At 33.6% G+C, this 25,903-nt stretch carries 30 protein-coding genes and 2 pseudogenes; 9 read left to right on the top strand and 23 right to left on the bottom strand.

Features of this window, described 5'->3' with window-relative positions:
- The coding region (locus ADJ83_RS15370) for a Type 1 glutamine amidotransferase-like domain-containing protein (protein WP_048718235.1) at nucleotides 1-400 on the top strand (400 nt) is incomplete at its 5' end.
- Between the two features lie 156 nt (nucleotides 401-556).
- On the opposite strand, the gene hfq is transcribed toward ADJ83_RS15370, so the two are convergent.
- From hfq to nadB, 7 genes are all read right to left on the bottom strand, one after another.
- Nucleotides 557-796, bottom strand: coding sequence for an RNA chaperone Hfq (hfq, locus tag ADJ83_RS15365; RefSeq protein ID WP_031538267.1), 240 nt, complete (start codon nucleotides 794-796; stop codon nucleotides 557-559).
- 27 nt (nucleotides 797-823) lie between these two features.
- Nucleotides 824-1,786 (bottom strand): tRNA (adenosine(37)-N6)-dimethylallyltransferase MiaA, encoded by a 963-nt coding sequence (miaA, locus tag ADJ83_RS15360; RefSeq protein ID WP_031538266.1) that lies wholly within the window; start codon nucleotides 1,784-1,786, stop codon nucleotides 824-826.
- A gap of 125 nt (nucleotides 1,787-1,911) precedes the next feature.
- Nucleotides 1,912-3,270: a DUF4030 domain-containing protein gene (locus ADJ83_RS15355; protein WP_031538265.1), complete on the bottom strand. Its 1,359-nt coding sequence runs from the start codon at nucleotides 3,268-3,270 to the stop codon at nucleotides 1,912-1,914.
- Between the two features lie 27 nt (nucleotides 3,271-3,297).
- On the bottom strand, nucleotides 3,298-4,776 hold the full coding sequence (locus ADJ83_RS15350; RefSeq protein ID WP_031538264.1) for a sigma factor-like helix-turn-helix DNA-binding protein: 1,479 nt from the start codon (nucleotides 4,774-4,776) through the stop codon (nucleotides 3,298-3,300).
- A 210-nt stretch (nucleotides 4,777-4,986) separates the two neighbouring features.
- Nucleotides 4,987-6,090 (bottom strand): quinolinate synthase NadA, encoded by a 1,104-nt coding sequence (gene nadA, locus ADJ83_RS15345; protein ID WP_031538263.1) that lies wholly within the window; start codon nucleotides 6,088-6,090, stop codon nucleotides 4,987-4,989.
- A gap of 21 nt (nucleotides 6,091-6,111) precedes the next feature.
- The gene (gene nadC, locus ADJ83_RS15340; protein WP_031538262.1) at nucleotides 6,112-6,948 is read right to left on the bottom strand and encodes a carboxylating nicotinate-nucleotide diphosphorylase; all 837 of its coding nucleotides are present in this window, start codon (nucleotides 6,946-6,948) and stop codon (nucleotides 6,112-6,114) included.
- The gene (gene nadB, locus ADJ83_RS15335; RefSeq protein WP_035416522.1) at nucleotides 6,884-8,497 is read right to left on the bottom strand and encodes an L-aspartate oxidase; all 1,614 of its coding nucleotides are present in this window, start codon (nucleotides 8,495-8,497) and stop codon (nucleotides 6,884-6,886) included. The genes nadC and nadB overlap by 65 nt, the downstream gene beginning before the upstream one ends.
- Before the next feature lie 182 nt (nucleotides 8,498-8,679).
- Here nadB and ADJ83_RS15330 point away from each other — a divergent pair, with 182 nt between their 5' ends.
- A complete protein-coding gene (locus ADJ83_RS15330) occupies nucleotides 8,680-9,789 on the top strand; it encodes an IscS subfamily cysteine desulfurase (RefSeq protein ID WP_031538259.1) in 1,110 nt (369 codons plus the stop codon).
- Between the two features lie 116 nt (nucleotides 9,790-9,905).
- On the opposite strand, the gene ADJ83_RS15325 is transcribed toward ADJ83_RS15330, so the two are convergent.
- Entirely contained in the window at nucleotides 9,906-10,424 is a 519-nt protein-coding gene (locus ADJ83_RS15325) for a GNAT family N-acetyltransferase (RefSeq protein ID WP_031538258.1), read from the bottom strand.
- Between the two features lie 22 nt (nucleotides 10,425-10,446).
- Nucleotides 10,447-10,899, bottom strand: coding sequence for a MarR family winged helix-turn-helix transcriptional regulator (locus ADJ83_RS15320; protein ID WP_031538257.1), 453 nt, complete (start codon nucleotides 10,897-10,899; stop codon nucleotides 10,447-10,449).
- Nucleotides 10,900-11,249: 350 nt separating this feature from the next.
- Between ADJ83_RS15320 and ADJ83_RS15315 the strand changes: the two genes are divergently transcribed.
- Both ADJ83_RS15315 and ADJ83_RS15310 read left to right on the top strand, forming a co-directional pair.
- Nucleotides 11,250-12,263 (top strand): DUF3231 family protein, encoded by a 1,014-nt coding sequence (locus tag ADJ83_RS15315; RefSeq protein WP_031538256.1) that lies wholly within the window; start codon nucleotides 11,250-11,252, stop codon nucleotides 12,261-12,263.
- Nucleotides 12,264-12,272: 9 nt separating this feature from the next.
- Entirely contained in the window at nucleotides 12,273-12,731 is a 459-nt protein-coding gene (locus ADJ83_RS15310) for a hypothetical protein (RefSeq protein WP_031538254.1), read from the top strand.
- 40 nt (nucleotides 12,732-12,771) lie between these two features.
- On the opposite strand, the gene ADJ83_RS15305 is transcribed toward ADJ83_RS15310, so the two are convergent.
- The 8 genes and pseudogenes from ADJ83_RS15305 to ADJ83_RS15265 form a co-directional block, all read right to left on the bottom strand.
- Nucleotides 12,772-13,155: a hypothetical protein gene (locus tag ADJ83_RS15305; RefSeq protein WP_155986759.1), complete on the bottom strand. Its 384-nt coding sequence runs from the start codon at nucleotides 13,153-13,155 to the stop codon at nucleotides 12,772-12,774.
- A gap of 84 nt (nucleotides 13,156-13,239) precedes the next feature.
- A complete protein-coding gene (locus ADJ83_RS15300) occupies nucleotides 13,240-13,743 on the bottom strand; it encodes a GNAT family N-acetyltransferase (protein ID WP_031538250.1) in 504 nt (167 codons plus the stop codon).
- 23 nt (nucleotides 13,744-13,766) lie between these two features.
- A pseudogene (locus ADJ83_RS26280) lies at nucleotides 13,767-14,226 on the bottom strand (GNAT family N-acetyltransferase).
- Between the two features lie 196 nt (nucleotides 14,227-14,422).
- On the bottom strand, nucleotides 14,423-14,737 hold the full coding sequence (locus ADJ83_RS15290; protein ID WP_031538249.1) for a hypothetical protein: 315 nt from the start codon (nucleotides 14,735-14,737) through the stop codon (nucleotides 14,423-14,425).
- A 322-nt stretch (nucleotides 14,738-15,059) separates the two neighbouring features.
- Nucleotides 15,060-15,533 carry a DNA topology modulation protein gene (locus ADJ83_RS15285; RefSeq protein ID WP_031538248.1) on the bottom strand — a complete coding sequence of 158 codons (474 nt, stop codon included), beginning with the start codon at nucleotides 15,531-15,533 and terminating at the stop codon, nucleotides 15,060-15,062.
- 121 nt (nucleotides 15,534-15,654) lie between these two features.
- Nucleotides 15,655-16,110: a GNAT family N-acetyltransferase gene (locus ADJ83_RS15280; RefSeq protein WP_031538246.1), complete on the bottom strand. Its 456-nt coding sequence runs from the start codon at nucleotides 16,108-16,110 to the stop codon at nucleotides 15,655-15,657.
- Between the two features lie 632 nt (nucleotides 16,111-16,742).
- Entirely contained in the window at nucleotides 16,743-17,942 is a 1,200-nt protein-coding gene (locus tag ADJ83_RS25875) for a hypothetical protein (RefSeq protein ID WP_192840951.1), read from the bottom strand.
- Complete coding sequence (locus ADJ83_RS15265) at nucleotides 17,935-18,504, bottom strand: sigma-70 family RNA polymerase sigma factor (RefSeq protein WP_031538242.1); 570 nt, start codon at nucleotides 18,502-18,504, stop codon at nucleotides 17,935-17,937. The genes ADJ83_RS25875 and ADJ83_RS15265 overlap by 8 nt, the downstream gene beginning before the upstream one ends.
- A gap of 276 nt (nucleotides 18,505-18,780) precedes the next feature.
- Here ADJ83_RS15265 and ADJ83_RS26915 point away from each other — a divergent pair, with 276 nt between their 5' ends.
- Both ADJ83_RS26915 and ADJ83_RS15255 read left to right on the top strand, forming a co-directional pair.
- Nucleotides 18,781-19,161, top strand: coding sequence for a UPF0715 family protein (locus ADJ83_RS26915; protein ID WP_031538241.1), 381 nt, complete (start codon nucleotides 18,781-18,783; stop codon nucleotides 19,159-19,161).
- A gap of 38 nt (nucleotides 19,162-19,199) precedes the next feature.
- Nucleotides 19,200-19,778, top strand: coding sequence for a hypothetical protein (locus ADJ83_RS15255; RefSeq protein ID WP_031538240.1), 579 nt, complete (start codon nucleotides 19,200-19,202; stop codon nucleotides 19,776-19,778).
- Nucleotides 19,779-20,001: 223 nt separating this feature from the next.
- Here ADJ83_RS15255 and ADJ83_RS15250 read toward each other — a convergent pair whose 3' ends face one another.
- From ADJ83_RS15250 to ADJ83_RS15240, 3 genes and pseudogenes are all read right to left on the bottom strand, one after another.
- Entirely contained in the window at nucleotides 20,002-20,232 is a 231-nt protein-coding gene (locus tag ADJ83_RS15250; protein WP_031538239.1) for a hypothetical protein, read from the bottom strand.
- A gap of 64 nt (nucleotides 20,233-20,296) precedes the next feature.
- A complete protein-coding gene (locus ADJ83_RS15245; RefSeq protein WP_031538237.1) occupies nucleotides 20,297-20,506 on the bottom strand; it encodes a hypothetical protein in 210 nt (69 codons plus the stop codon).
- 104 nt (nucleotides 20,507-20,610) lie between these two features.
- A pseudogene (locus tag ADJ83_RS15240) lies at nucleotides 20,611-21,279 on the bottom strand (HAD family hydrolase).
- Between the two features lie 133 nt (nucleotides 21,280-21,412).
- Here ADJ83_RS15240 and ADJ83_RS15235 point away from each other — a divergent pair.
- Nucleotides 21,413-21,811, top strand: a complete 399-nt coding sequence (locus ADJ83_RS15235; RefSeq protein ID WP_031538236.1) for a hypothetical protein — start codon at nucleotides 21,413-21,415, stop codon at nucleotides 21,809-21,811.
- Between the two features lie 83 nt (nucleotides 21,812-21,894).
- Here ADJ83_RS15235 and ADJ83_RS24445 read toward each other — a convergent pair whose 3' ends face one another.
- Both ADJ83_RS24445 and ADJ83_RS15225 read right to left on the bottom strand, forming a co-directional pair.
- Nucleotides 21,895-22,518 (bottom strand): NUDIX domain-containing protein, encoded by a 624-nt coding sequence (locus ADJ83_RS24445; protein ID WP_051640976.1) that lies wholly within the window; start codon nucleotides 22,516-22,518, stop codon nucleotides 21,895-21,897.
- A gap of 75 nt (nucleotides 22,519-22,593) precedes the next feature.
- Nucleotides 22,594-23,028 (bottom strand): hypothetical protein, encoded by a 435-nt coding sequence (locus ADJ83_RS15225; protein ID WP_048718229.1) that lies wholly within the window; start codon nucleotides 23,026-23,028, stop codon nucleotides 22,594-22,596.
- A 172-nt stretch (nucleotides 23,029-23,200) separates the two neighbouring features.
- Between ADJ83_RS15225 and ADJ83_RS25675 the strand changes: the two genes are divergently transcribed.
- The gene (locus ADJ83_RS25675) at nucleotides 23,201-23,338 is read left to right on the top strand and encodes a hypothetical protein (protein WP_155986758.1); all 138 of its coding nucleotides are present in this window, start codon (nucleotides 23,201-23,203) and stop codon (nucleotides 23,336-23,338) included.
- Between the two features lie 41 nt (nucleotides 23,339-23,379).
- On the opposite strand, the gene ADJ83_RS15220 is transcribed toward ADJ83_RS25675, so the two are convergent.
- The gene (locus tag ADJ83_RS15220; RefSeq protein WP_031538232.1) at nucleotides 23,380-23,916 is read right to left on the bottom strand and encodes an AAA family ATPase; all 537 of its coding nucleotides are present in this window, start codon (nucleotides 23,914-23,916) and stop codon (nucleotides 23,380-23,382) included.
- 296 nt (nucleotides 23,917-24,212) lie between these two features.
- Between ADJ83_RS15220 and spoIIP the strand changes: the two genes are divergently transcribed.
- Entirely contained in the window at nucleotides 24,213-25,376 is a 1,164-nt protein-coding gene (spoIIP, locus tag ADJ83_RS15215) for a stage II sporulation protein P (protein WP_031538231.1), read from the top strand.
- Nucleotides 25,377-25,903: the final 527 nt, after the last annotated feature.

Below are 25,903 nucleotides of genomic sequence, written 5' to 3'. Positions count from 1 at the left end.
AAAGGGAGAAAGACTAAAGGAGTATAATATCATTTATATTAATGGTGGAAACCCCTTTCGCTTACTATATTTTATGAAAAAAAGCGGCGCTGACTTGATATTAAGATCATTGTCAAAACAAAATACTATCTTAATAGGAGCAAGTGCTGGTGCGGTTATTTTAGGACCTTCAATCGATGTTGTCCAGCATTTTTCTCCAGAGTTGAATGAGATAGGCTTGAATGACTATACAGCATTATCGTTAACAGATATCGCTATTTTTCCACATTATGATCGAGAAGATGTTTTTAAAGAAGACACTGGGAAGAGCATAGAGGATCGCTTAAGTGAATTTGAAGAATGGAATAATATCTCAGTAACGAGATTAAAGGACGACCAATACATCCTAATAAATAGATAAATTCGAATAATGCGCACACAAAAAAAGCTTGAGGATAATTCCCCAAGCTTTTTTTGTGTGCTACCTTAAATTGCTATGTACCAGTATCCCCGGACAGCTAATCTCCCACTTATCTCGAGAGCGCCTTAAAGTGAGATTAAACACCGATTAGCCACGTTATTGAACTTGTGTACCTTCTAAATCAATTTGTACATTTTTTTGTGGAGCAAATGTAGAAATCGCATGCTTATAAACGAGCTGTTGCTTTCCTTCTGATTCAAATAATACGGTGAAATTATCGAAACCTTTTATAAATCCACGTATTTGGAATCCGTTTAATAAGAATACCGTTACGTTTGTGCCGTCTTTACGCAGTTGATTTAAAAATTGATCTTGAATGTTAACTGATTGCTTCATGAAAATCCTCCTCTTTTCTCTCTACTATTATGTATTCGATTTTATTTTTAACATTCCTTCTAAATAAGACGAAATTTCCTGTAAATTTTTTGTTATGTCATGTGTTTTGACACTTTCTGTCATATCAAACCATTGTACATTCATTTTGTTGCGAAACCAAGTTAATTGCCTCTTTGCATATCTCCTCGAGTTCTGCTTTAACTCCTCAATTGATTCATCCAAGCTTTGCAGACCATCGAAATACTTATAGATTTCTTTATAACCAATAGCCTGAATGGATTGGCAGTCTCTAATGCCCTTTTCATAGAAGTGCTGAACTTCCTCTATTAAGCCGATATCAAGCATTTGCTCCACTCTTTTATTAATACGCTCATACAAAACACTTCTTTCCATCGTTAAGCCAATTAACGCAGCATCATAAAGTGAGTCCTGCTTCTGTTCTTTTTGAATATCAGACATTTTTCTGCCAGTGACATGAAAGACCTCCAATGCTCGAATCACACGCCTGACATTATGATGGTGAATGGCAGCAGCAGCTTCTGGATCTACTTCTTTCAACATATCATGAATAGTTAGGCTTCCTTCCGTTTGCGCCAATTCTTCTAATTTCGTCCGGAATTCCGTGTCTGTTGCCGTTTCTTGAAACTGATAATCGTATAAAACGGCTTGAATATACAAACCAGTTCCGCCAACAATAAATGGCAATTTACCTCTTGAAGTTATTTCCGTGATTTTTTTTCGAACAAGCTCTTGAAATTGTGCCACAGAAAAACCTTCATCTGGTTCTACAATATCAATTAAATGATGGGGAACCCCTTGCATTTCATCCTTGGATATTTTTGCTGTCGCAATATCCATTCCTCTGTAAATTTGCATGGAATCTCCGCTAATGATTTCCCCGTCGAATTTTTTTGCCAGTTCAATGCTTAGATTGGTCTTCCCTACAGCAGTAGGTCCGATTAATACAACGACTTTTTCCTTTATGGTCAAATGATTCAACTGCCTTTTTCAAACATTTAGCTAAATTTTATGCTATTATAATTATTTTATCACATTCCTGCGTGCAGTTTAACCTGTAAGCATTATTACCCAAACTTTATAAAATATACAATATTTTAATAATCGAGGTTTATTTTTTTCTTACCTGCTGAATAAATATTTATCGTATAAGTATCATTTTGAACAAGCATGTTTATTTCGTCGCTTTGTAAAAATTGGTCTAACGATCGTTTAATAGCACGTGCTATCTCTTCCTTGCTTTTGTCTTTTGTTAGAAAATACGTATAAATATCGATGATTACGTTTTTCTCCGTTGCATTGGTCCTTATTCTTTCTATATTATATTCCTTGCCTAACAAAAATCCTTCATTGAAATAGGGTGATAGTTTTAACCATCTTTCTCTTCGATCAACTATTTGCTTATCATAATAGGAAACTGTCACTGGTGCTTTATGATGATATCCATTTAAAATTTCCTGGACACGCAAAAGTTCTTTTTCCTCTTTTACTAGTTCAATATCGTTAGGAAGCGATACGATCCATCCTATTACTTTTCCTTGATCGGAATAGTCTCCTGGCCAAAGTTTTATCCTTTTCTCGTCTGCCTCTGTTACTATTTTATAGGCTGTTTGGTCCTTGCCTAAAGCTTTTAAATCATAATCCAATTCAACAGTATAAGTAATCTCTTTATCCTTCAATATTTGATAAACAAAAGGAATGATTTCCGACTTCTTTTGATAGAGTTCTTCCTTCTCCACGCTAATATAAACTTCAGCTTCCTCAAAATTGACCAAAACAGAAAACCCATCCTCCTGAAATGCTTCTGTTAATTGCGCTTTTATCATTTCGTCCAATTTATTTCCTTTATAAATCATTAATAAATCAGGTCCTTGTTTCGCTTGTGTCTTTTCTACAATGCCGATATTCATTGCCCCGCCGACGAGAAGAAGATGGAAAATGATGAAAGAGTACAATGCAGTCTTTTTAACATTAATCAAACTCCTCTTATATACATCATCAATTGAGAAGGGATATGCTAGGGTCTTCCCTTTCTCCAGTAGCCTGTCCACAAATGAAGCAAGTGAAATTCCGTTTGTTGCCAGTTGCTGTAGAAATGAAAATTGTATTCTCCTAATCTCTCTTATCGATTTTCGAACGATTCTAGCAATCTGCCTTTTATCTAACTGAAAATAGTAATGTAGCAAAAGAATAATCTGATCGATTTTACCAACCGAACTAAAAGAAAATTCAGAAAATAAAGATTCAAACACCGTTCTACTCTTTTTCACCTTCAACTGTTTTAAAATGTAGCGGTATCCTCTTTCTATTACATGAGGGGTATACCACTTTGTCGAAGGCTTTATTAAAAAAGCCTTCACGATTTTAAGTGCCTTTTCTCTATCGCCTGTAAAGAATTCTGTAAATAAAAGCCAATCTTTCACTTGATTGCTTTCGACAAGCTGCAACCCCTTCATAGTACCCCCTCCCTTTAAGAAATGATATCAAGTATCGAACTCTATCTCTTTTCTATTTATATCATAAATTTTTATTTCATAGGGAACATAGTTAAATTGACTTTGAATGTCTTCATGTTGCAGAAAGAAGTGTAGGGATCTGTTTAACTCTTTGACTGTATCTAAGTTTTTTGCCCTATCTTCCTCTGTTGCGTAGGCTAATTCTGTATATATTTCGATTTTCAATTGATCGTCTTCATAGGTTGGATACACATCATAAACTTGATATTTTTGCTCGCCAAACATATAGGCTTCTAATAGAGCTGGAATGATATCCCACATGGCTCTTTCCATTTCTACAACGCCTGCATCAACCTTTCCAAACGAAAAATCCCATTCTAAATCATACTTTTTTATAATATTTTTAATTTCTTCCTTCAAATTCGTTTCTTCTTCTTCTGTTATCGATTCAGAAAAAATCAACTGCCTTGATTCACCATTTTGATCACTTATATAGCTTTGCGTATAATAATAAGGAGTAGAAGTAACTAATTCGAATATTTCTTGTTCCATATCCATCCGTTTATTCTCAGCTTTTTGTTCCTCTGTTAGTTCTACATCAACCACTTGATTAATTTCTTCATATCTTAACTGATAATCCATGTCTCTTTCCTTTAAATAAGATTCGATAATCGAAGTTACCTCTTCCTTATTTTCTATACTCTCTGGTGTGGCCAATTGGACGTAAAGCGTATTATTTTCGACATCTGGATAGGTATAAATATCCGTATACCCTTTTTCTTGAATCTCCTTTCCAAGCTGTAACACGCCTCCTTCCTTATAAACTTTATACACATCAGGGCCTAAACTAACTCTCGTTTTCCCTATGATTTCCTGATTAATAGATCCTCCAACAAATAAAATCAACAAAATGAAGATAATCACGGGTGCCTTTCCCCTACTAGTCCTTGTCTCGATGTATAGATGTTTCTTTTCTAATACTTGATTAACTGGCATCATACTTTTTAGGAGACTTACATCTTTTTTTATTACGTCCTCTATATCATGAATAGATACTAATTTGCCATTATTTGTCCATAAAATAAGAGAAGCGTATATAATTTGTTTTGTCTTTCTAACTGAAATCGGTAAATATTGCGCTATTTTTTTATAAGAAAAACCGTAGTAATACTTTAGTAAAAAAGCAACTCTAGCTTTTTCGTCAAGCAAACCTAGTCGAGTTAATAGAACACTAGAATCGATTGGTTTATAGTTAATGTCATTATTGCGATGATATTTTCTATATTCCTTGATTATTGGTTTTAGAGAAAAACGTTCACGTGAAGGGAAGGACCACGTATCCCTCACTTGATCTAATGTCCGATCTAACAATCGTTCTGCTAGCCCACTATCACCAGTTAATAAGATTGCTAGTAAATACCATTCATCTATATTGTCTTGTATAATTATTTGCTGCTTCCATTGTCTAGGGCGCATGTTCAGAATATGTTCCGCCTTTCTAGTCATTCTCCATATATTACCTATATTTTAAAGGAAGTTAGAACCATTGTCATCACCTTCTGTTTGAAAATTCACTTTTGAATAACTATTCAATTTAAATAATTAAGAACAAACACGCTGTATTTTATCGAGTTATAACAATAAAGATTTTTCTAAACAATAATCAAACATTAAAAAACTGCCTTGATTCTACAAAGCAGTTTTTCAACTTAGAAATTAGGATAATTCCAACATTCTATCCAATGCTAGTTTTGCATTGGATGCAATTGGCTCTTCGACAATTATTCGATTACTTTCAAAATCCTCTTCAATGGATTCTAAGCACCATACAAAATGAGGCAAATCAATCCGGTTCATTGTTAAACAAGCACACATATATGGATTGAGGGAAATAATTTCTTTATCTGGGTGTTCTTTGATTATCCGATTGACTAAGTTCATTTCCGTACCAATGGCAAAGGCACTTCCTGGCTCTGCCTTTTCGATTACATCAATAATATAGTTCGTGGAACCAGCTAAATCAGATGCTGCTACGACTTCTCTGCTGCACTCCGGATGGACAATGATTTTCATATGTGGATATTGCTTTCTAACTTGCTCAACATTACTAACGGTAAAGTTCTCATGAACAGAGCAATGCCCTTTCCAGAGTATCACTTTAATGTCTTCTATCGCTCCTTCATAAACAAGTTCATTTTTGATTGGATCCCAAATCGCCATTTTTTCTAAAGGAACCCCTAAATTATAGGCTGTATTTCTGCCTAGATGCTGATCAGGTAAAAATAGTAATCTTTCCTTTTGTGTAAAAGCCCAGGATACCATTTTTTCAGCATTGGAGGAGGTTACAGTTGCTCCTCCATTTTCTCCGACAAATGCCTTAATAGCTGCTGTTGAATTGACATAGGTAAGCGGAATAATCGTGTCACCAAATAATTCCTGAAGCTTTGTCCAAGCTCGATTTGTCTGATAAATATCGGCCATATCAGCCATGGAACAACCTGCTCGCATATCTGGCAAATAGACTTTCTGCTTCTCTGTTGTTAAAATATCCGCTGTTTCTGCCATAAAATGAACACCGCAAAAGACAATATACTCTGCTTCTGTGTTTTCTGCAGCAACTTGTGCTAGCTTTAAACTATCCCCTGTAGCATCGGAAAATTGAATGACTTCATCCTTTTGATAATGATGCCCTGGAATAAATAGTTTTTTTCCTAAGCGTTGCTTGATACTTGCTACTCGTTCTTCTAATTCTGTGTTTGTCATCGCTAAGTATTTTTCAGGTATCGTATTCGAAGCTTGTAATCCCTCTAAAATATTCATTTTCCTCTCCCCTTTTATCCTTTAATGAATACTTACTTTTACACTAATATCTAAAGCTTTCACCGAATGCGTTAAAAATCCTAATGAAATATAGTCCACTCCACACTCTCGATAAGAAGCAAGATTATCTAAAGTAATTCCACCAGACGCTTCTGTTGTAACAGTTTCTGGGACATGGGGAATCCACTCGACAATTTCTTCTGGCTTCCGATTATCAAACATAATAACATCTGCGCCAGCCGCTAAAGCTTCAAACATTTGCTCCTTCGTTTCTGTCTCCACTTCCACCTTTACCATATGACCAATCGACTCTTTAACTGCCTTCACTGCATTGGCAATCGAACCGGCGAATGCAATATGGTTATCTTTAATCATTACCGCATCATACAGTCCAAAGCGATGATTATGTCCTCCCCCAACAGTTACTGCATATTTTTCCAACATCCGTAATCCTGGTGTCGTTTTTCTCGTATCACAGATTTTCGTATAGCCACTATTTAATGTTTCTACCGCTTCTCTTGTTTTCGTTGCAATCCCGCTCATTCTTTGGACAAGATTTAAAATAACGCGCTCGCCTTTTAAAAGCTCTCTAATATTTCCTTTTGCTGTCGCCAATTTTTGGCCTGCTTCAATTCGATCTCCATCCTGGACATGCATCGTTACTTCTATTGCTCGGTTTAGAACCTTGAATCCTCTCTGAATGATCTCTTCCCCGCAAAAAACACCATTGTCTTTCGATAGAAAAACAATTTCTCCTTGCTGCTCTTTCGGAAAAATCGCATCTGTCGTCACATCACGTTCGCCGATATCTTCCATAAAAAATGCTTCCAGTTGTTTCTGCAATTTTAATTGGTTCATTTTGATTCTCCTTTGTTCGTTCTCTTTTAAATCTAACCTTTTTCTTCATCCATTCATCCTTTTCCACTGGATAATCGGAGCGAAAATGGCCGCCTCTACTTTCTTTTCTTTCTAAAGCAGATTTTGTAATTAGAAAAGCCGTCATCAGCATAAAGTATTTCTCTATCTCTTCGATTGATTTATTATCAAAAGAGATTTTCTCATAATCCCCTATTCCGAAATCTTCTAGCCACTGCAATTGCATACGCAAGTTTACTTCATTACGGACAATTCCTACATTTTCCATCATTCGTTTTTGGATTTCTTCTTTTTCTGGGAAAATTGGATAGATACCTGAATTCCTTTCTTTGTTATCTATTTGGGTATCCAGCTGTTTTATTTTTGGCGATTGATGAAGGAGCGTTGCTAGATTTTTCCCCATATATAATCCTTCTAAGAGAGAATTGCTGGCAAGGCGGTTGGCTCCATGAAATCCCGTGCAAGCTGCTTCTCCAATTGCATAAAGATTTTGTACAGATGTTCTTCCATAAAGGTCTGTGTCAATGCCGCCCATTAAAAAATGGCTACCTGGCGCAACTGGAAGTAATCCTTTTTGTAAATCAATGCCTTGCTCTACACACATTTTAGTTATCGAAGGAAATCTTTCTTGAAAATTAGCTATCATGGAGATATCTAAATAAACTGTTTCCCCTTTCGATAAATATTGATAGATGGTTTGGGAAACAATATGGCGTGGTGCTAAGTCTTTATATGGATGAATTTGTTCCATCACATACTCTCCCGAAGCTGTAACTAATCTTGCTCCATCTCCTCTGACCGCTTCTGAAATCAGCCCAATCGTTTTTCCATTTACATAGAGTAGTGTAGGGTGAAACTGTACAAACTCCATATCGCTGATGCTGGCCCCAGCTAAATAAGCAAGCGCAATTCCATCTCCTGTAATAGTGGAAGCACTACTCGTATAGGTGTAAAGCTTCCCACATCCACCTGTTGCAATAACCGTATGAGCGCTATAGAATTCTCGTCGAGTGCCATCTGGCAGTATCCCTTTTGCGCCAATACATTGATTAGTATTAGTATTTACCATTAATTCATAGACAAAAACATTTTCGATGATTTCTATATTATTAGTCTTCGTTTCCGTTAGATATTTCATCACCTGTTTTCCTGTTGAATCGCCACCGCTATGGACAATTCTTTTTTCAGAATGAGCCCCTTCCATTCCTAACGCAAGATTTCCAGTTCTATCCTCATCAAAAGTGCATCCAGCGTGCCATAATTCACTTATTAACCTAGGTGCTGCTCTTGTTATTTCTGCAACTACTTCTGGATTATTATGGAATCGCCCTGCTTCTAACGTATCAAGTGCATGCTTTCTATAATTATCTGATTCTCCCATACTTGCAGCAATTCCACCCTGTGCTAAATAAGAATTGCTCATTTCCGCCTTTGATTTTGTGAGAATAATCACATTCAATTCAGTTGAAAGTTTTTTAGCTAGCTGTAAACTTGCGATTCCACTGCCAATAATCAATACATCTGCGTCCATTTTATACCTCCTGTTTTACAGGTGTCTTGACACCTATATTTACATAGATTTAAAATTATGACAAGTGTTTTTTTATTAAAAGATTTTTAAATAATTAAGTTCCTATTTTTCATAGCAAATGAAAAAGCAATAACATTGCATTCCTTTGTCTCCCACAACTTAACCTATTGGAGGAATTTCTAATGAAATATTTTGATTATGCAGCTACTACTTCTTTGGATCCTGATGCTGCTTCTACCTATGTGGAAGTTGCTTGCAAATATTTTGGTAATACAAATAGTCTCCATGATATGGGAGACACAGCTAATAAAATCTTAGAGAATTGCCGAGACGAATGGGGAAAATTAATTAACGTTGATAAAAATGGGGTTTATTTTACAAGTGGCGGTTCGGAAAGTAACTATCTTATCTTGCAAAGCTTGCTATTGGCATCAAAAAAGAACGGAAAACACCTCATTACATCAATAGCAGAGCATGCTTCCATTCATAGTACAATGCAAGCTTTAGCAGATAAAGGCTATGAAATTACCTATCTACCTTTATTAGAAACTGGTGTAATCGATATAGAGTTGCTAGAGGAATCCATTCGACCTGACACCATTCTTGTTTCCATTCAGCATGTGAATTCTGAAATTGGCGCTATCCAACCAATAAAAGAAATCGGTGCAATATGTAAAAAGCATGACGTCCTTTTTCATAGTGATATGGTGCAAAGTATTGGGAAATTAGATGTTAAGGAAGTAACTCCCTTTGTTGATGCCTTGTCCATCTCTAGCCATAAATTTTATGGACCAAAAGGGGTCGGTGTAGCCTATATTAACCCGAATACACCTTGGATGCCATTATTAGCGAATGGTAGTCATGAAAACGGCTTTCGTTCCGGCACAATAAATACAGCTGGGATTGCGAGTATGACAGTTGCTGCGCAAAAGGCGTGTTCGACGATTTCGGAGAACGAAACAAAGCTTTCTCAGCTACGCAATTTATTTACAGAGATGATAACGAAAGAGTCTGTTACTATTTTTGAATGCAAGGAACAATACCCAGGAATTATCGGATTGAGGGTTAAAGGATTGGAAGGCCAATGGCTTATGCTTGAATGCAATCGTCGTGGATTCGCCATTTCAACGGGAAGCGCATGTCAGATTGGAAAACAGGCTCCTTCTAAAACAATGAAGGCGTTGGCTCTGCCAGATGGAGAGGCAAAAGAATTTATTCGGATTTCGATGGGAAGAAATAACACGGAAGAAGATGTAATTGATTTGGTAAATGTAATAAATGAGATAGTTTAAAATTTATTAGAATAAACATCAAAAAATGCTGAACCTATCTTTAGTAATAAATAATAAATGTTGAAAGCCTTATTTTGCGGATTTAATAAGGCTTTCAACCTTCAATTTGTATGAGGTTATGAGAGTTTCTTAATCATGATATAGTCAATTTGCTCTTCATCCCCCATATAAAAAGAATGAGCACCAGTTTGAACGAATCCATTTTTTCGATAAAAACCTATAGCATTTTCATTTTTTTCCCATACACCTAGCCAGATCTTCCTTTTAGATTCTTTCTTAGCAATTTCAATAGCTTTATTTAATAGAAATTGCCCGAGTCCATGTTTTTGAAAATTGCTCTTTATATAGATTCTTTCTATTTCAAGTGAGTCTTCCCCCATTTTTTCAGATTGTGCATCCTTCATATTTACCTTTAAATATCCAGCTAGTTCGCTATTTAAATAGACAAAATAGAATTGTGAAGAAATATCGGATAATTCCTTTTCTAGTTGTTCCAAGTTAAAGGCTTTTTCCAAATAGTCCTTCATGTTTTCTGTTGAATTTTGATTTTTGAAAGTCTCATCAAATGTTTCATAACTTATATCTTGCAGTTTATGTATATCGGAGAATGTACATTCTTTAATATGAATAGTCATTTAACTTTTCACTCCTTGATTATCAATAATTCCGCTTATTTCCTTGCTTCACGTACTCCCAGTCCTTTTCAATATTTTTTCTTACTCGTTGAAGAAAGTTAAACATGACTTCAACCTCTGACTCGGAAAAACCCGTTAAAGCAACTTCATTTGAATACTCATTTTCTTTTTTTATAAAAGGATAAACGTTTCCCCCTTTCTCTGTTGGAAAGAGTTTTTTTATTTTTTTGTTATGTTGATCACCTTTTTTTTCAATAAATCCATTAATCTCCAATTTCTTTATAGCTCTTGCAGCCGTTGTTCGATCTACTTTAATCATCTCTGATAATTTTTCTTGAATGATTCCAGGGTTTTCATATATTCTCACAAGGTATAAATACTGCCCCTTAGTGAGATTATGTTCTTTAAATTCGATATTGCTTATTGAATCTAATGCTCTTCCAATCATACCAATCTCACGAAGAATTTCTTTCATCCTTTCACCCACTCCTGTTTATATTGTTGTATTTGCAACAATATTCAAAATTAAAGATAACCTATTTTTGTTGAAATTGCAATCAAAATATACGGACATAGCATTTTTTTATGCTAATTTACTTTGCAATCTATTTTGGAAAAAATTCTTATTATTTTATGAATAACCGGTGATTGCTTCAATCCCATTGCCTTTCACCAATATTTTAATTTCCAAATACAATTGAAAATAACCTTCAAAATAATCAGATACGCTTACATAAAACTCTTGAAAAAATGTCATATTAATTAAGTAAAGGGGAAAAAACTTCTAATTTAGTGTCTCAATTTAAAAAGTTTGGAGGGTTTTTTATGAAAAAGAATAGCCATCATGTGGAACTTACCACTGCAGAAATAGCAAACCTTTGGACTCAATACATGAACGATTCCTTATCTATTTGCATCCTTACCCATTCAATCGAAAAGGCTGAAGACAAAGATATTAAAGAGATTCTTCTATTTGCCCTTAAACTTGCCGAATCTCATATCGTAAAAATTACAAATTTTTTTAATCAAGAGAACTTTCCCATCCCCAAGGACTTTATATTGGAGGAAGATGTAAATTTAAATGCACCTTCTATATTTACAGATGCTTTTATTATTGCATATTTGCACGTGATGACATTACTAGGTTTAACAGGATATGCTGGAGCCGTTGCATCTTCTTCAAGGGAAGACCAATTAGATTACTTTATAAAATGTAATAATGAAACAATGGAGTTACATAAACGAATCGTTGACGTTATGCTAAATAAAGGATTATATAGTAAAACTTCTAGAATCAATAGACCAAATCAAGTCGACTTTGTTGATGGTCAGAATTATTTAGCAGGCTGGTTTGGAAAAAAACGACCTTTAAATGTTATTGAAATAAGCGGAATGAGCTTTAACATGAAAAAAGACGTAGCAAAAACGGTATTAGAATTAGGTTTTGCTCAAGTATGTCAAACAAAAGAAATACAAAAATATTTTGATCGTGGAAAGAAAGTATGTTTAAATCACTTCACTACTTTTAATAATATACTGACAAAGGAAGACTTATCTTCTCCAAAAACATGGGTTTCGGAAGTAACGAATTCCACTGTTTCCCCTTTTTCCGATAAATTAATGCTCTATCATATTGTTACATTAGTTTCCGCAGCTGTTGGCTATTATGGAGCTGGTTTAGCCGTTTCCCAACGGAGAGATCTAGCAGCTGAATACACTAGATTTATCGCTGGAGTAAGTCTGTACGCGGAAGATGGATGTGAGTTATTAATAAAGCATGGATGGTTAGAACAACCCCCTTTAGCCGATAACAGAGAAAATTTAGCAAATAAGAAGTAATGAGTATCCATGCGAAAAGGATTAGTTTTAGAAAATATACTATGGAGCATAGCATTACCAGGTTTTGCTCAATTACTTAACAAAAGTTATCTAAAAGGATTCTTCTTTATCAGTCTTGAGTTTGTGATAAATATTAAAGCAAACTTTAATCAGACGATATTACTAAGTTTTCATGGAAGAATTCAAGAAGCAATTGGAATCACGAATTTTCAGTGGCTAATGTTTTATCCTTGCTTATATTTCTTTGCAATGTGGGATGCATGCAAGGAATGTGGAGTAAAATTACCCCTATTCGCGTCTCTTCCGTTCGTCTTCTCAGCGTATTTTGTAACAGTAGGATTAATATTATCACCAGAGCTCAAACTTTTCGGAAAACTATTAGGACCTGTATGGCTGCCAATGTTATTTGTCATACCAGGTGTCTGCATTGGATTTTTACTAAAAAAAATCTTATCTACTTTCACTTAAAAAAATACCAAAATGATGGTATTTTTTTGTTTTCTTATTTCTAACTTATTTTTTCTAATAATTGTCGAAATTTGTTTTTCGTTTCTGGATGATAGGTAATGATTTCTTGAAAAGCATATGCCAACAACTCGAACTCTCCCATTTTATCTACTTGTTTAAATCCTTTTCTTTCAAAAAATATTTTGTCTGGTAACCAGCTTTTTTTACTGGTTACCAATACAACTCCATCAAGATTTAATGCTTGGGCATCTTTCATACATTCCTCTAGAAGGATACTACCAAAGCCTTTCCCTTTACTCTGTCCAACTATCCAGAAACAATGGATCACCATATATTCCATTGCATCGATTGCTCTCCACGTAAATTTGCCAGGAATGTATTCAATAAACCCTCTTTGCCGTCCATTTTCTTGCATAATTTTCACTTTTAATCCTTCTTTAAATCGTCCTTCAGCCATGCTAGTTTATTTTGATACCCCTCCGCTTACCTTTCCTAAGCCATCCTTTTTCTAGTTCAATACCTTCCCCATTATCACATACGAAGCCTCATGCTCACTAGGAATAAACGGTTCCTTTATGTCAATCCATCCCATTTGCTTATATAAATGACGGGCGACTGTATTGTTTACTTGTGTTGTTAATACAACCGTTTTGTTTTCAACGCCCTTTAACAATTCATGAATAAGCTTTTTTCCATATCCTTTATTTCGATACAACGGATGGACAGCAAATTCAACTACTTCAAAACAATCTTTTAGCCATGTTTCATATTGTTTTTGATTAACCTCTTTGGAAAGCAATTCATGATAATACTGTCCAGGTAATGAAGTATATCCATATGCAAATCCTAAGAGTTCCTCTTCAGCTGTAATGATTATATATCCTCTAAATCCTTCATAAGTGGTATGCCTAATCAATCGTTCCTTTATGGACTTATTCCATACTTGTTTATATAATTCTTCCATTTTATTGATGATATTTTCGTTTTTATTTATTGCTAATAGCCGGACCACTTTATTCCCTCCCAAATTTCCTATTAAAGCTTCCTTTTTAAGCCCTCATGTGTTACTTGAAAACCTAATCGTTCATAGAATCTTAAAAGCATCTGATCTTTGTTTATCTGTCGTAAGTTGGATTAAATGGCAGCCACGGGATTTCGCACGTTGGATTGCCCAGTTGATTAATGCCGTACCTACTCCTTTTCCCCTAGCAGAAGAAGCAATCCTTACTCCTTCGAAAGTAGCTCTCCATCCTCCCTGATGGGTGATATATGGTGTAAAAGTAATTTGCTGCACTCCTACTACTTAATCTTCGACACATGCTACTAATAATTCATTATTGTGGTCTGCAGAAATTGCCTTATATGCCTCGATGTAGCTATCTGGCAATGGTTGTTCATAACGCTCCAGTTTACTCCCTAAAACATCGTCCGCAAGCATTGCAACATTTTGATCTAAATCTTGTTCTGTCGCCATTCTAAACTGTAATTCTTCCATCTGAGTCTCCCCTGTCAAAAAATCAGTTTCCTTAATTTATTTCTTTCTCATTCTGTCCTTACCCCTCGATATCCTCTAAAACGAAATAGATTTCTTGGATAATAGATTGAATTTTCCAATATTAAAAAAGTATACTAAAAGAGTAAATCGATACAAAATATTTAGAACAAAAAAATAGATCAAATACATTTTCAGTCTATCTTTCTGACCTTTTCCGATATACAGTCAGATTAATGGCATTCAATATGATTGTAACAAGAATAAGGACTGTTGCTGCTACCACCACACCCCTAGTAGTGTCCATAAGTGCGCTCCAATCCTCAACCTTAACGAGATGATAATTATAGATAATCTGAAATAATAAAGAAATCACACAAGCGCTCATGCTAACAAGACCAATTATTAACCGATTTCCCTGATTCTCTCTATTATTTCGCATTAGATTAGCAGCTGGCAATATCCAGGCAATTAAACCAAGCACTAGACTGCCAATATTAAGTAAACCCATCATATTTAGTACCTCCTTTGTTAAATTTGAATCTATACTTGCCAACAATATAAGGAAAAGAGAACGATAACATAAATTAACAATTAATCACAAAGACAATGTAACATATATTTAAAAATTTCCCCATAACCTTTTCCACTCATTTATTCATTAACCATTTAAACCATCTTCCATGGCCGTCCGTATCCGCAATCGTATTTTCGTTTTTTTTACCAGCCAAATAATAATCTAAGTGTAAATATCTATCTTGAATATTATTGTAAAGATGCGATACTGAACATATTTTCTCATTTAATTAAATCCTTTTGAAAAACTTATCAACTTCCTAAGAAGATTTTAAAATAATTATTTGTTTTTCTTTAGATAGTTGTTTTAGCTTGTTTTCGATATCAGGTTTATTCATTTTAGGATAATTCCAAATCCATTTAAAAAAATCTAACTCAAACCTTTCTTGACAGCCTTCTGCCCTATCTTGTCTGGTTTTATTTCGATATTGCCAAATTCTTTTTAAAGCACGATATATACAAATCGTTCGTTTGAAATCGAGAAAAATGATTGTATCACATGCTTGAAGTCTCAAATCCATCGTTCCGCTATAATTACCGTCAATTATCCATTCTTTCTTTTGCATTAATTCATATTGTATTTCCCGTTGTTCTTCTTTTGAGACACTTTCCCAATTCGGTCTCCAAAATAAGGAATCAAGGTGATAGACTTTTATATTTAATTTATCACTTAATTGCCTTGCTAGAGTGGATTTCCCAGAACCACCAGAACCAATTAGTACAATTTTTTTCATTGTTATCCCCTTTGATGCTACTTTCAGATTTTGCTTTTTACAAATAACTGTTCAAAAACCCAAAGCTCTTTTACTATCTTTTCTATATCCATCACGCTATCATATTTCTTTTAAGCCGCTTTTACCTATGTCCATCTATTCGAGCCTGAATGTAGCCGTAATATGCACATGTGCCATTTTGACTTATGTCTTTTACATCAAAGCCACACTTCTCATAAAAACCGTAATTATTGGCGGACGTATGTGCAAACCAATCACCGTGGGGAAGCTTTTTTACACATAGTTCCTTTAACTTTTTACCAATACCTTTTCCGCGATATTCTGATAAAACAATTAAATCCATAATGTTTGCAGCCATGATTTTGTCTGAGAGGACCCTAACCATACCAATCATTCTATTATGATCCCAAACAGTAAATGCCCAAGTGGAGTTTTCGAATATGAGTGTAAATTTCTCTTGCTGCCAAGCTGGAATATTTCTTGCCCATCCAGCATCTTCAAATAATGCTTCCACATAGTCAGCATGAACACCCTCGGTACCTTCTCTTATTATGAAACTGTTGAAATATTGGTACATGGTAAATGTCTCCTTTATTTTTAGGAAATTCTTTAATACTGTCACCCTCGAATTAATTATTTCATATTTCTGAATTTAAAAGTTGCAAAATATTTATTAATATAGTTTTGTCCACAACATTTTTTAACTAAATCATTCTTTTCTCCAAATAACAATTGGAGCAGAAATTGAGTTTTAATAGTCTATTTATTTTTCCGAAATTCCATTTGCCAACAACAAAAAATAGATCCAAACAGATATCGGAATCATAACGGTTATATTAGATAGAATACTAAATAACTTTATACTTTTATGATTTGAATGTACTCCTATAAGGAGAGAAACTAGTAGGCCTATATCAATTAGTAAATACAAGCTTATTGGTATCCATAGATTCAAATTAGGACCTCTTACGAAAAGAAAGACTGCTATTGCAGCTAAGAATAAGACTAAGGTTAGGCCAATGGATAAAAACTCTTTCTTAATTTTTTGTTTTTGTGACAAGGTATTACCTACTTTCGTATTGGAATAAGACTTACCTTACATCTAGCTCAGTCCTAATTAACTAATAAATGGTAATGTTATTTATACGAATTAAATCCATGATAAGTCTCAAAAAGGGAGGATCTCCCCCCTTTCATTTTCAAACTATCCTAATCAACCAGACCATTGCCTATATAAGCAAATGTATTTATATCTGCATAAACAATCATATTGTTTGGAATGGATTTACCTTTTGTTGGAAAATCAAGCAAATATACTTCTTCTCCTTCATATGATTTATCATCAACTAGAGACATCATATTCTTAGTAAGAGTAACTTTCGAAATTTTCCCATCTGCCCAAGTACCATTGATCCTTTCTTTTTGTTCTGCCGACAATTGGTTCCAAACTATTTCTCGGACATCCTCTTTTTTTACAACCTTATCATCCTGTAACAAACTATCAACCATGCCGTCTAACTGATTCAACCATTCTGTTCTCTTCTCTTTTTCCTTTTCATTCTCAATTTGTTCAGCCACTTCAGCGATTTCCTTTAACTGTTCTTTTATTGTTGAATCTCCTTCTAATGCAGCATAATGTTTAGCATATGCCTTTGTTGCATAACCTATATGTTTTTCGTATGATCCCAGGTCACTATAGGGTTCATAGCTCTCAGCATGAATACTATCTTTTATGCTAATTAACCAACTTTTCATATCCGAATATTCCAGTTTTTCAATAATGCCATTTCTTTCATCTACAATTCCATTGTCCTCTGCTATTATTATCAATTGATCCACCGCTCGCTGTAAGTCTAATGTATCTTCTACTTCTATTTCATTTTGAGCTGCAGCTTCCTTTTGTAGATTTTTAGCTAGTACGCCTATTTCCTCCAATTTATCTACAATTCTTTTATTTTCCTGAATTGCAGCGTATTGTTTGGAATGGCTCTCAGCATATTCCCCCACTTCTTTTGCATATTCTTTTCCATTTTGGTACCACATTTCTGAATTTTGCAATTTCAAATTTAGTTCATATAAGAAACTCGCTAGATTAGGATTTTCTTTATTTCCATGTTTGCTAGTACTAGTTGTTTCCTTTTTATCATCTTCTTTATCGTTCACTTGCGCCACTTGATTACGTTGATAATCAAAGTTTCCTGTTTGCTTAAATACATATCCACCTATAAAAACAATAAAACAAGCAACTGCAACAAAGGAAAGTACTGGTGCAAGGGAAAAACGATTTTTCGTTTTTTTATCCTGAATCACAGCACTAAAGAGTTTTTCTTTGTCTGCAGCACTCATTTTCCCATGCTTTAAAACAGTCTTATTCATACTTTCTCTTAAAGATTTCAGATCATCACTCATTCCCACCGCTCCTTTCCAATTTCTTTTGAAGCATTTTCTTTCCTCGTCTCAATCTAGTTTTAATAGTATCAACATTCAAATGGGTTAATGCTTCTATTTCTTTCATTTTTAATTGTTCATAATAGAATAAAATAATAATTTCGCGATATTTAGTTGGAAGCGCTAATACCTTTTGAGATAATTCCAGGTCGTCTAGTTTGTTTATCACATGCTCCTCTATAGAAAATTCATTGTTCCCTATCCTTTCTTGCATAAAGGCAGTAGGATAAAACGAGCGATACCATTTACTTTTCAAATAATCCTTGCATTTATTTCTCGTAATCTTATAAAGCCATGTCTTATAGGAGCTATCTCCTCTAAAATCCTCCATTTTCTCATAGCATTTAATGAATACTTCTTGGGTGATATCATCTGCAGCTGACCAGTTTTTCACATATGTATAAGCTAACCTTTTAATACTCTCCGCATATAACTCAATAAGTTCTTTTAATAGTTCCTCATTACTTGGCGGACTTACTTCCATTTTCCCTATTGACATGGCAACTTTAATCCTCTCCTTCATGTTGATTTACCTATAGACGACTCATCTCAATAAAATGTTTCAATTTTTTACAATGCTAAAATCTACCCATTGCAAATTAGCCATTAGTGGATACCCGCCAATATTAATTTTCCGATTGTCTTATGGAAAACTATTTATAAACATTCCTCTACATGCTAAAATATGGTAACACCTATAAAGCTAAGCTAAGGGGGATTCTATGAAAAGTAAATCTATTGCGTTCTTATTTGTACCTCTCTTGGAAGATGAAATAAAATTTTTTATAGGAGACAATGCATGCCATTAAAAAATATAGATATTTATATAATTACTCGCTCGTTGCTAACTTCCCTTATTTCCGCTATTTTCGTTAGTATGATTCAACTTTTTGGTTCACCCTATTTTAGTTTTTTGGGAATGCTAATCTTTACTACCATTTTCTTTTGCTTTTATCTTGTTATAGCGTCACCTCTCCAAATTATCTTAAATCAAAAGCCTAAGAAATTTAGTATTCTCTACCTTGCTATTTATACTGTTTTTTCTGGAGTGGTAACAGGCATTGTAGCAATTTTTTTTGGTATAAAAACCCCTTTACATTCTTCAGCATTTTATAACCTATTTATTATGTGCGCATTCCTTTTTTGGTTAGTTGATTCAGTCTTACTCCAAAAAAGATGAATATAGAAAAATACCTTTGTGGAATTAGGAGGAACACGATGAAGAATTCATTACAATTAATAGCAGAAGTATCTTATTCATTAAACTTTTTGATTTATGTGCAAAACATCTTTCTCAACCAAAATGAAGATAAGGATAATTGGAAATTTCCCTATCTTCCAACAACTTGCCAGTTTCGAAATGATTTTTTATTACGTTATCGTGCCTTATGGACTACAGTAACGAAACGAATTTCCGAGAATAGAGATATTGACCAGGATATTTTCTATAATGAAAAACACTTATTTTATCAAGAGTTGTTCCATGTTAATGACGATAATTTAACTGCATTTAATGAAATATATGATTCTTATTTCACTTGGTGGACAAGTCTTGCTGGAGGTTTTTCCATTGAAAGGGCTATGGGCGAACGTATAGAGCACATCTATCACGATGTAGCAAATATACTTTTGGAAGAAAGAATCATCCCCAAAAAGCCGTTGAATATTATCTTTATTTATGATGATCCTTTAGTCGAAGATTCACCTCTATTTTCCTATTTTGCTGTTTTATCTATAAAAGAGTGTATGATCCATTATGAAGAGGTAGTTGCTCGAATTAGGCTGTGTGTGGAATAATTAGCTTGTAAAATAGATTCATAGTTATTTTTCATCATTCCGTTATAGAATCGTTAACTTAGTAACGACCTGCCCATCTCTTCCCAGTCCTTCACTCTCGTTATTCGTTCGTGATTACACATTTGGTTATATGGCTTGTCAAGCAGCAGTACATCTATTTCATTTTTCGCAATAGATAATGCATGGGAAGGATTGTCTTCTATAAATAGAGTGACATTATGAATTAAAGTACATTGATCATAAATGGATATGGATTAGCTGAATGCAGTTCCTTTTGGTTTTTTGTAAAAAAATCTAAAAATGCTTCAAAGGAATACCCATATAAATCCGAAACTCCATACTCAACCATTTCTTCGTAATGTAAGTCTTTGTTATGTATTTTATTTAAAAGCTGTACAATCGATTTTCTCATATCTACAACTGTGTCATCGAAATCTAATCCTATGTGATTCATATAACTCCTCGAGTTTTAAATTGTATTTTTTAAATCTCCATGTAAATATTGTTTACTTTTATCTCTAAACCCCAAAAATCCGCGGTACGTGAACTCCCCAGTCAAACAAGATTCCCATTATGGTAAAAACAAAAAACAAAACAATACAAAGGTTTACAAACGCTTTACCAATTCGGTTATCATCTTTACCTTCCCGCTTCTGTTGCACTCTTTCTCTATAGAGTTCTTGAACCATTTTTTGCTTTTGTAATTTCTCTTCTTTGTCTTGATTCATCCCTTTATTCCTCTCCTTTTTCAAATCCTTCCTTCAAAAAAATCCTTTCGTTTTGGATTAGTGTCTATATGGATTTTCAAATAAGGTTGCAATGGGTCATGACCCTAACTATTCATTAACTTTTCCACAATGTTTGGCAATTCTCCTAAATCGTCCACCATATAATCAGCATTTACATTATTCCATTGAGAAACCTTCTTCCAAATGCCTTTCATCCCCACTTTTTTAGCAGCAAGTACGTCATTCTCTGGATGGTCTCCCACAAATATAGCTTCATTTGGTGAAACATTCAGTATTTCTAATGCCTTATTAAATATCCTAGGATCCGGTTTTTTTACCCCTTCCCATTCGGAGACCAAAATAACATCAAAATATTTTTCTATCTCTAAAGCTTTGATATTATCCATTTGAAACTGCCCATATCCATTTGTAATCATTCCTAATGATAAATTATTACTCTTTAATTCTTCCAACATCTTAATAAGGTTAGGAAATGGAACACAACTATCTTTAAATTGACTAATATAATCTTGTAAAAGCTCTTCCCACGTTATTTGCTTTATATCAAATTCATCTACTAATTATTGGTACACTTTATCTTTCCAAACATACCCGCGCTTATCCAACTCTATAAATCTTGTCATATACGTGTCTTTTGGAATATGGTCAAGCTTTTTATTCAGCCTTTCGTGTTGGCTGTCAACAAACACTTTTACTGATGCATCTCTGTTTAATAACGTTCCATCTAAATCAAATATTATCGCTTTAACCATTGTTTGTTTTCAATACCCCTAACTAGATAGATTTTTTAAATTTCAGCTTACTCCGCACTCAAATTATACCAAATTTTTCTATATTATTTCGATTAATTTGTTAAAATAGATATTAGAATTGGAGGGCGATAATATGCTTAAAAGGAAAATGGTTGCAGCTTTCCTTACTTTTGTCTTATCTGTTTTGGTAGTTACTTTATTTCTTCCTCTAGACTTATTTTTTTCCGACGCAGTAAATAGAAAAGGGGATTTTACAGAGGATCTTTTAGCTTATTCTTTTTATTTTAGCTTAGGATTATTTCTATATGGCTTTCCAGTTTCCATCCTTATAGAAAAAATAACGAGGAAACTCCCTGAAGGAAGACGGCCATTTGCCTTTCTTTTATATGTTTTCTTTGGATTTCTTCCATTCTTTTTCCTTTGGATTTTCACTTTTTACTCCTTAGGCATTTCTATTCTATTCTTTATTATGGATGAATTAATAATGCTGTTAAGAAAAGGTAAAAATAAAAACATAGCGGAAGTTCGCTGATATTAACTTACCGTTTTATCCTTTTAAAAGAGGAGAAATAATTTGAAGAAAATAATTATATCTTTAGGAATAAGCGTTTGCCTCTACAAATTGTTCATATCATTTAATATGTAATCAATCCACTCGCGTTGAGGAGAAACAATCTGTGGTAGGCAATCTAATGGAGACCAAAATAATTTAAAGCGGTGATTATCTGTCTCTATTTCCCATTCATCAACCTGACTGTTTGATTGAAAATGATAAAATTGTCTTGTTACTATTGATGCTAAATTTGATTTTTCCGTCCATCCAGTAATCTGATATGTTATGTAATTGGGTTCTGGAAAATGATCTCCTTCTTTATAAGAAATTTGCACAAAATCTCCTTGGCTTCTTTCCTTAAGAACAGTTATACCTCTTCTTATTTCTGCCCACTGTGTACTTGATATATCTGGTCTTGAATATATTTTGGCCTTATCAAAAATTATGTACTTATCCACTAAGATTTGTTCCTGTTTTCCAATACTTCTACATGAAACAAAATCTTTTAAACCGGTTTCTTCAACGGCTTCTCTCCATGCAGCCTGTTGAAAGTCTTCATTTATTTCTACTGTACCTGCTGGTATTTGAATACCTGCATTTGGGTGCTTAATTAAAAGAAGTTCAAGTTTATTGTGTTTTTTTATTCTAGTAATAAAACATGTAACTTTCCCTAATGCTTTTTCCATCGTCTCCTCCAAATAATAGATTAGCTAATTCTAAGTTTTTCCTTGATAGCTTATTCACACAACTTACAAATGTAACTAATGGACCTCTATAATAAAGGCATAGCTCACTTGACCTCTTTTCCAATCAGCTGATATCTCATAGACATAGGAACCTTTTTGGGTTGGAGCTTCTAAAATATTGCCTTTCATATTTGCTTTTACCGTTTTTTCTATATCTTGCCATATATATGCCTCATATTTTCCGTCTATAGGAGAAGGGTTAAAGTCTATATTTATTTTGGATCCTTGGTTAATACTGATTGGTTCAATATTTTCTTCATCAACTAATAAATATGGAGAAAGTAAATCTTCGCATTTGGAATTTAAGAAGCCATTCCAACAATATGATCCCTGCACTGTTGTTACTTTTTTTCCTTCAGAAGTAACCGTAATTGATGGAATTCGATTAACTTTCATGATTATTACTACTAAGAAGAGAACAATTACTAATAATAGTATAAGTTTTTTCACAAAATAAATCTCTCCCTTATTATTTAATAATGAAAATTCAAAAAATATTCCCCCGACTTTCATCAAGTAATAGTGCAAGAAATTTCACGATCAGAAGACTTAATAAAATAGATTTTGAACTTGATGCCTTTATATCACACTTAACTATGGGAATGAACAATACGGTGGTAACATGTCTACTGGACTCCCAAAAGAACGAAAAGTAATGGATAGATTAGCAGACAAAGAATTGACTCCATATCTCCATTTTGAAGTGAATTTACTTAGAGTATTTGAACGAACATCTAAAAGTATAGCGATATTTCTCTAAATAATTTACCTCATTAATGCGAGTGAAAAGAAAAGAAGAGATTATATTATTTTATATTTTGGATTGTTCATTATTTCATTAATCACATGAGGTATATCCAAAGTAGAATTATTACTTGTATTTAAAAAATGCTTTTCTTCTAATTCTGATTCCAAAAACTCATCGAATAAGATTAAACATCTTTCTCCCATTCTATTCTCTGGTTCTCTGAGCTTATCTCTTTTAATTAATGTTTCAATATCAGTCCATAAGACCGCATAAATAACTTCAACATTTAATCCTTTTAGATTTTCTTTCAACCATCTTACTTCTTGTGGAAAGCTTACATAATCCACAACGACATCGTTTCCATATCTAAGGAAATTTTTTGTTAGACTTAAAATATTATCCCAAATTAAAGTGACTTCCTCTCTGCTTTCCCAAGGTTTTTTTCCATTAATATGCATATGACTTATGTAGTCACCAGAAATATATGAACTTTTAGCTAATTTTTTGGCAAGTTCTTTTGAAGTTGTTGATTTACCCACACCTGCAGGACCAGATAATATATACACCTTGTTCGCTTTAATTTTATTCATTAAGTAGATTCCTTCTCCCAAAGTAAAGTAGATATCATTAATAAATCTCTCTTCCACTAATCTCCTTTAGCAAGAGAAATCAACCTTACTGTTTGTGTTATTAATACACATGGTGATGATTTTCGTCAAAGATACTTATAATCCCTCTTTTTCACTAAAATTTAAGCGATGTTTTTCTACTAACCTACTCTATTTCTTTAAGTTCAACCATTCAAATATCTATTAACTATTATTAGAATTCACCTTCTATTTTCTGGTGAATGGTCATATTAATTTACTAGGAAGGTGAATAAAAAATGCAAAAATCTAAAACTCGCTCTATTTTCAACTATTTAAATACAACCGTTCTAGCGATTATTATGCTTTTTGTTATAGTAGCTCTAATCACAACATCGTATTTCTCATTTAAATTTAACTCAACTAATTTGACAAACCTATTTAAATCTGTAAATTCCACTGAATTATATGTAGACATGATGCATAGTGAGAATCATTTGTTTCCAAAATCTGAGGGAAAAGACTTCTCTCTATCCAATTTTTTTCTTCATCTCACAACAAATATACGTTTTGATGACATAAGAACATTATTAGGAAGAGAGTTACCAGCTTTAACATACTTTCATACAGAAATTGCGGTAGCTGAAGAAGGGACTACTCTTGCTAATTTACCATTTGAATCTATACCTTCTCAGGATATGTTAGAAAATCCATTGAAAGTAGATGAAGAAAAAGCAAAGCAAGAAGAAAATTCACAAACACAGCCACCTCCATCAGAAGAGCATAAAAATCCAGTTACCGAACCAAACAATAAAACAGTATTTATATATAATTCACATAACTTAGAGGCTTATCGTCCATTATTAGAAAACACAACGAATAACGAAAATGTAGTTAGTTCAGATGAACGGGCAAATGTAGTTGGTGTAAGTAGTAAACTTACAAACTTGCTTCAACAAGAAGGATTAGGTATAGAGTTTAGTAAAGCAAATATCAACCAAATACTACTTGATAAGAAATGGAATTATTATAGTGCATATAAAGCTTCAAAAGAAGTAGTTGAAGCTGCAGTTTCTAAAAATAATAGTCTAAAATATTTAATTGATATTCATAGAGACGCAGCTGGTAAACAAATAACAACAGCTTCTATTAATGGTAAAAACTATGCAAAGTTATACTTAGTGGTAGGAAAAGGTAACACAAATTATGAAAAAAATCTAGCGTTCTCAATAAGATTACATGATGAATTGAAGAAAAACTATCCTGGGATATCCAGAGGCGTTTTCCTAAAAGGGTACGATGAAGGAGATGGTGTATATAACCAAAATTTCTCTGATCGTGCCATCCTTCTAGAAGTAGGAGGTGTAGATAATACAAATGATGAAATAACTCGTAGTATAGAAGCATTTGCTGAGATATTCAGCAAACTTTATTGGGAAGAGAATAATGCAACACAACAATAAAAACCTGGGAATAAATTTCCTTGGTATCTTGTTTATTATGAAAAGTGATTATTTAATAATTTTTTTATACAACACTAATTTTAGATTCTTTGTTGTGATTTATTATATTGGTTTATATTGTAATAAAAATGGGGAGTTTTTAAACGATTTAATATCTGATGAGTGGTAAAAGAAATGGGAAGATCGAATGTTGAAAAAGAAATTAAAAAGTTACTTAGAATCACCTACTGCGTTAAACCAGACAAAAAATTCATATTGGAACTTGTAGAAAAATTAAAAACAATGGAAGATAGCATAATAATGGCTAGAGGCCGGGACATAAGTATTTCAACCAACAATAAACGCGAACTATAATGTAATTATATTATATAAAAGTTCGTGTTTGTTTTTTNNNNAAAAGGTTTAAAAACGAAGTGAAATGGAGCGGAGGACGCTCGACTCCTGCGGGAAACAGAGACGCTTTAGACCCCGCAGTGCATGCAGGAGACCACTGAAAAACTGCAATATAATCATAATTGTTGGTGGCC

The sequence above is a fragment of the Bacillus sp. 522_BSPC genome (genome assembly GCF_001076885.1).
Classification (GTDB): Bacteria; Bacillota; Bacilli; order Bacillales; family Cytobacillaceae; genus Niallia; species Niallia hominis.
Note: the sequence above shows the minus strand (reverse complement) of the source record. Positions and strands in the feature narration are given on the sequence as shown.

Excerpts from the sequence above, each read along its gene's own strand:
- hfq (WP_031538267.1), bottom strand. The coding sequence starts at position 796 with ATGAAGCAATCAGTTAACATTCAAGATCAATTTTTAAATCAACTGCGT.
- ADJ83_RS15355 (WP_031538265.1), bottom strand. The coding sequence starts at position 3,270 with ATGAAGGGGTTGCAGCTTGTCGAAAGCAATCAAGTGAAAGATTGGCTT.
- ADJ83_RS15350 (WP_031538264.1), bottom strand. The coding sequence starts at position 4,776 with ATGACTAGAAAGGCGGAACATATTCTGAACATGCGCCCTAGACAATGG.
- nadA (WP_031538263.1), bottom strand. The coding sequence starts at position 6,090 with ATGAATATTTTAGAGGGATTACAAGCTTCGAATACGATACCTGAAAAA.
- nadC (WP_031538262.1), bottom strand. The coding sequence starts at position 6,948 with ATGAACCAATTAAAATTGCAGAAACAACTGGAAGCATTTTTTATGGAA.
- nadB (WP_035416522.1), bottom strand. The coding sequence starts at position 8,497 with ATGGACGCAGATGTATTGATTATTGGCAGTGGAATCGCAAGTTTACAG.
- ADJ83_RS15330 (WP_031538259.1), top strand. The coding sequence starts at position 8,680 with ATGAAATATTTTGATTATGCAGCTACTACTTCTTTGGATCCTGATGCT.
- ADJ83_RS15325 (WP_031538258.1), bottom strand. The coding sequence starts at position 10,424 with ATGACTATTCATATTAAAGAATGTACATTCTCCGATATACATAAACTG.
- ADJ83_RS15320 (WP_031538257.1), bottom strand. The coding sequence starts at position 10,899 with ATGAAAGAAATTCTTCGTGAGATTGGTATGATTGGAAGAGCATTAGAT.
- ADJ83_RS15315 (WP_031538256.1), top strand. The coding sequence starts at position 11,250 with ATGAAAAAGAATAGCCATCATGTGGAACTTACCACTGCAGAAATAGCA.
- ADJ83_RS15310 (WP_031538254.1), top strand. The coding sequence starts at position 12,273 with ATGCGAAAAGGATTAGTTTTAGAAAATATACTATGGAGCATAGCATTA.
- ADJ83_RS15290 (WP_031538249.1), bottom strand. The coding sequence starts at position 14,737 with ATGATGGGTTTACTTAATATTGGCAGTCTAGTGCTTGGTTTAATTGCC.
- ADJ83_RS15285 (WP_031538248.1), bottom strand. The coding sequence starts at position 15,533 with ATGAAAAAAATTGTACTAATTGGTTCTGGTGGTTCTGGGAAATCCACT.
- ADJ83_RS15280 (WP_031538246.1), bottom strand. The coding sequence starts at position 16,110 with ATGTACCAATATTTCAACAGTTTCATAATAAGAGAAGGTACCGAGGGT.
- ADJ83_RS25875 (WP_192840951.1), bottom strand. The coding sequence starts at position 17,942 with ATGAGTGATGATCTGAAATCTTTAAGAGAAAGTATGAATAAGACTGTT.
- ADJ83_RS15265 (WP_031538242.1), bottom strand. The coding sequence starts at position 18,504 with ATGAAGGAGAGGATTAAAGTTGCCATGTCAATAGGGAAAATGGAAGTA.
- ADJ83_RS26915 (WP_031538241.1), top strand. The coding sequence starts at position 18,781 with ATGCCATTAAAAAATATAGATATTTATATAATTACTCGCTCGTTGCTA.
- ADJ83_RS15255 (WP_031538240.1), top strand. The coding sequence starts at position 19,200 with ATGAAGAATTCATTACAATTAATAGCAGAAGTATCTTATTCATTAAAC.
- ADJ83_RS15250 (WP_031538239.1), bottom strand. The coding sequence starts at position 20,232 with ATGAATCACATAGGATTAGATTTCGATGACACAGTTGTAGATATGAGA.
- ADJ83_RS15245 (WP_031538237.1), bottom strand. The coding sequence starts at position 20,506 with ATGAATCAAGACAAAGAAGAGAAATTACAAAAGCAAAAAATGGTTCAA.
- ADJ83_RS15235 (WP_031538236.1), top strand. The coding sequence starts at position 21,413 with ATGCTTAAAAGGAAAATGGTTGCAGCTTTCCTTACTTTTGTCTTATCT.
- ADJ83_RS24445 (WP_051640976.1), bottom strand. The coding sequence starts at position 22,518 with ATGGAAAAAGCATTAGGGAAAGTTACATGTTTTATTACTAGAATAAAA.
- ADJ83_RS25675 (WP_155986758.1), top strand. The coding sequence starts at position 23,201 with ATGTCTACTGGACTCCCAAAAGAACGAAAAGTAATGGATAGATTAGCA.
- ADJ83_RS15220 (WP_031538232.1), bottom strand. The coding sequence starts at position 23,916 with ATGAATAAAATTAAAGCGAACAAGGTGTATATATTATCTGGTCCTGCA.
- spoIIP (WP_031538231.1), top strand. The coding sequence starts at position 24,213 with ATGCAAAAATCTAAAACTCGCTCTATTTTCAACTATTTAAATACAACC.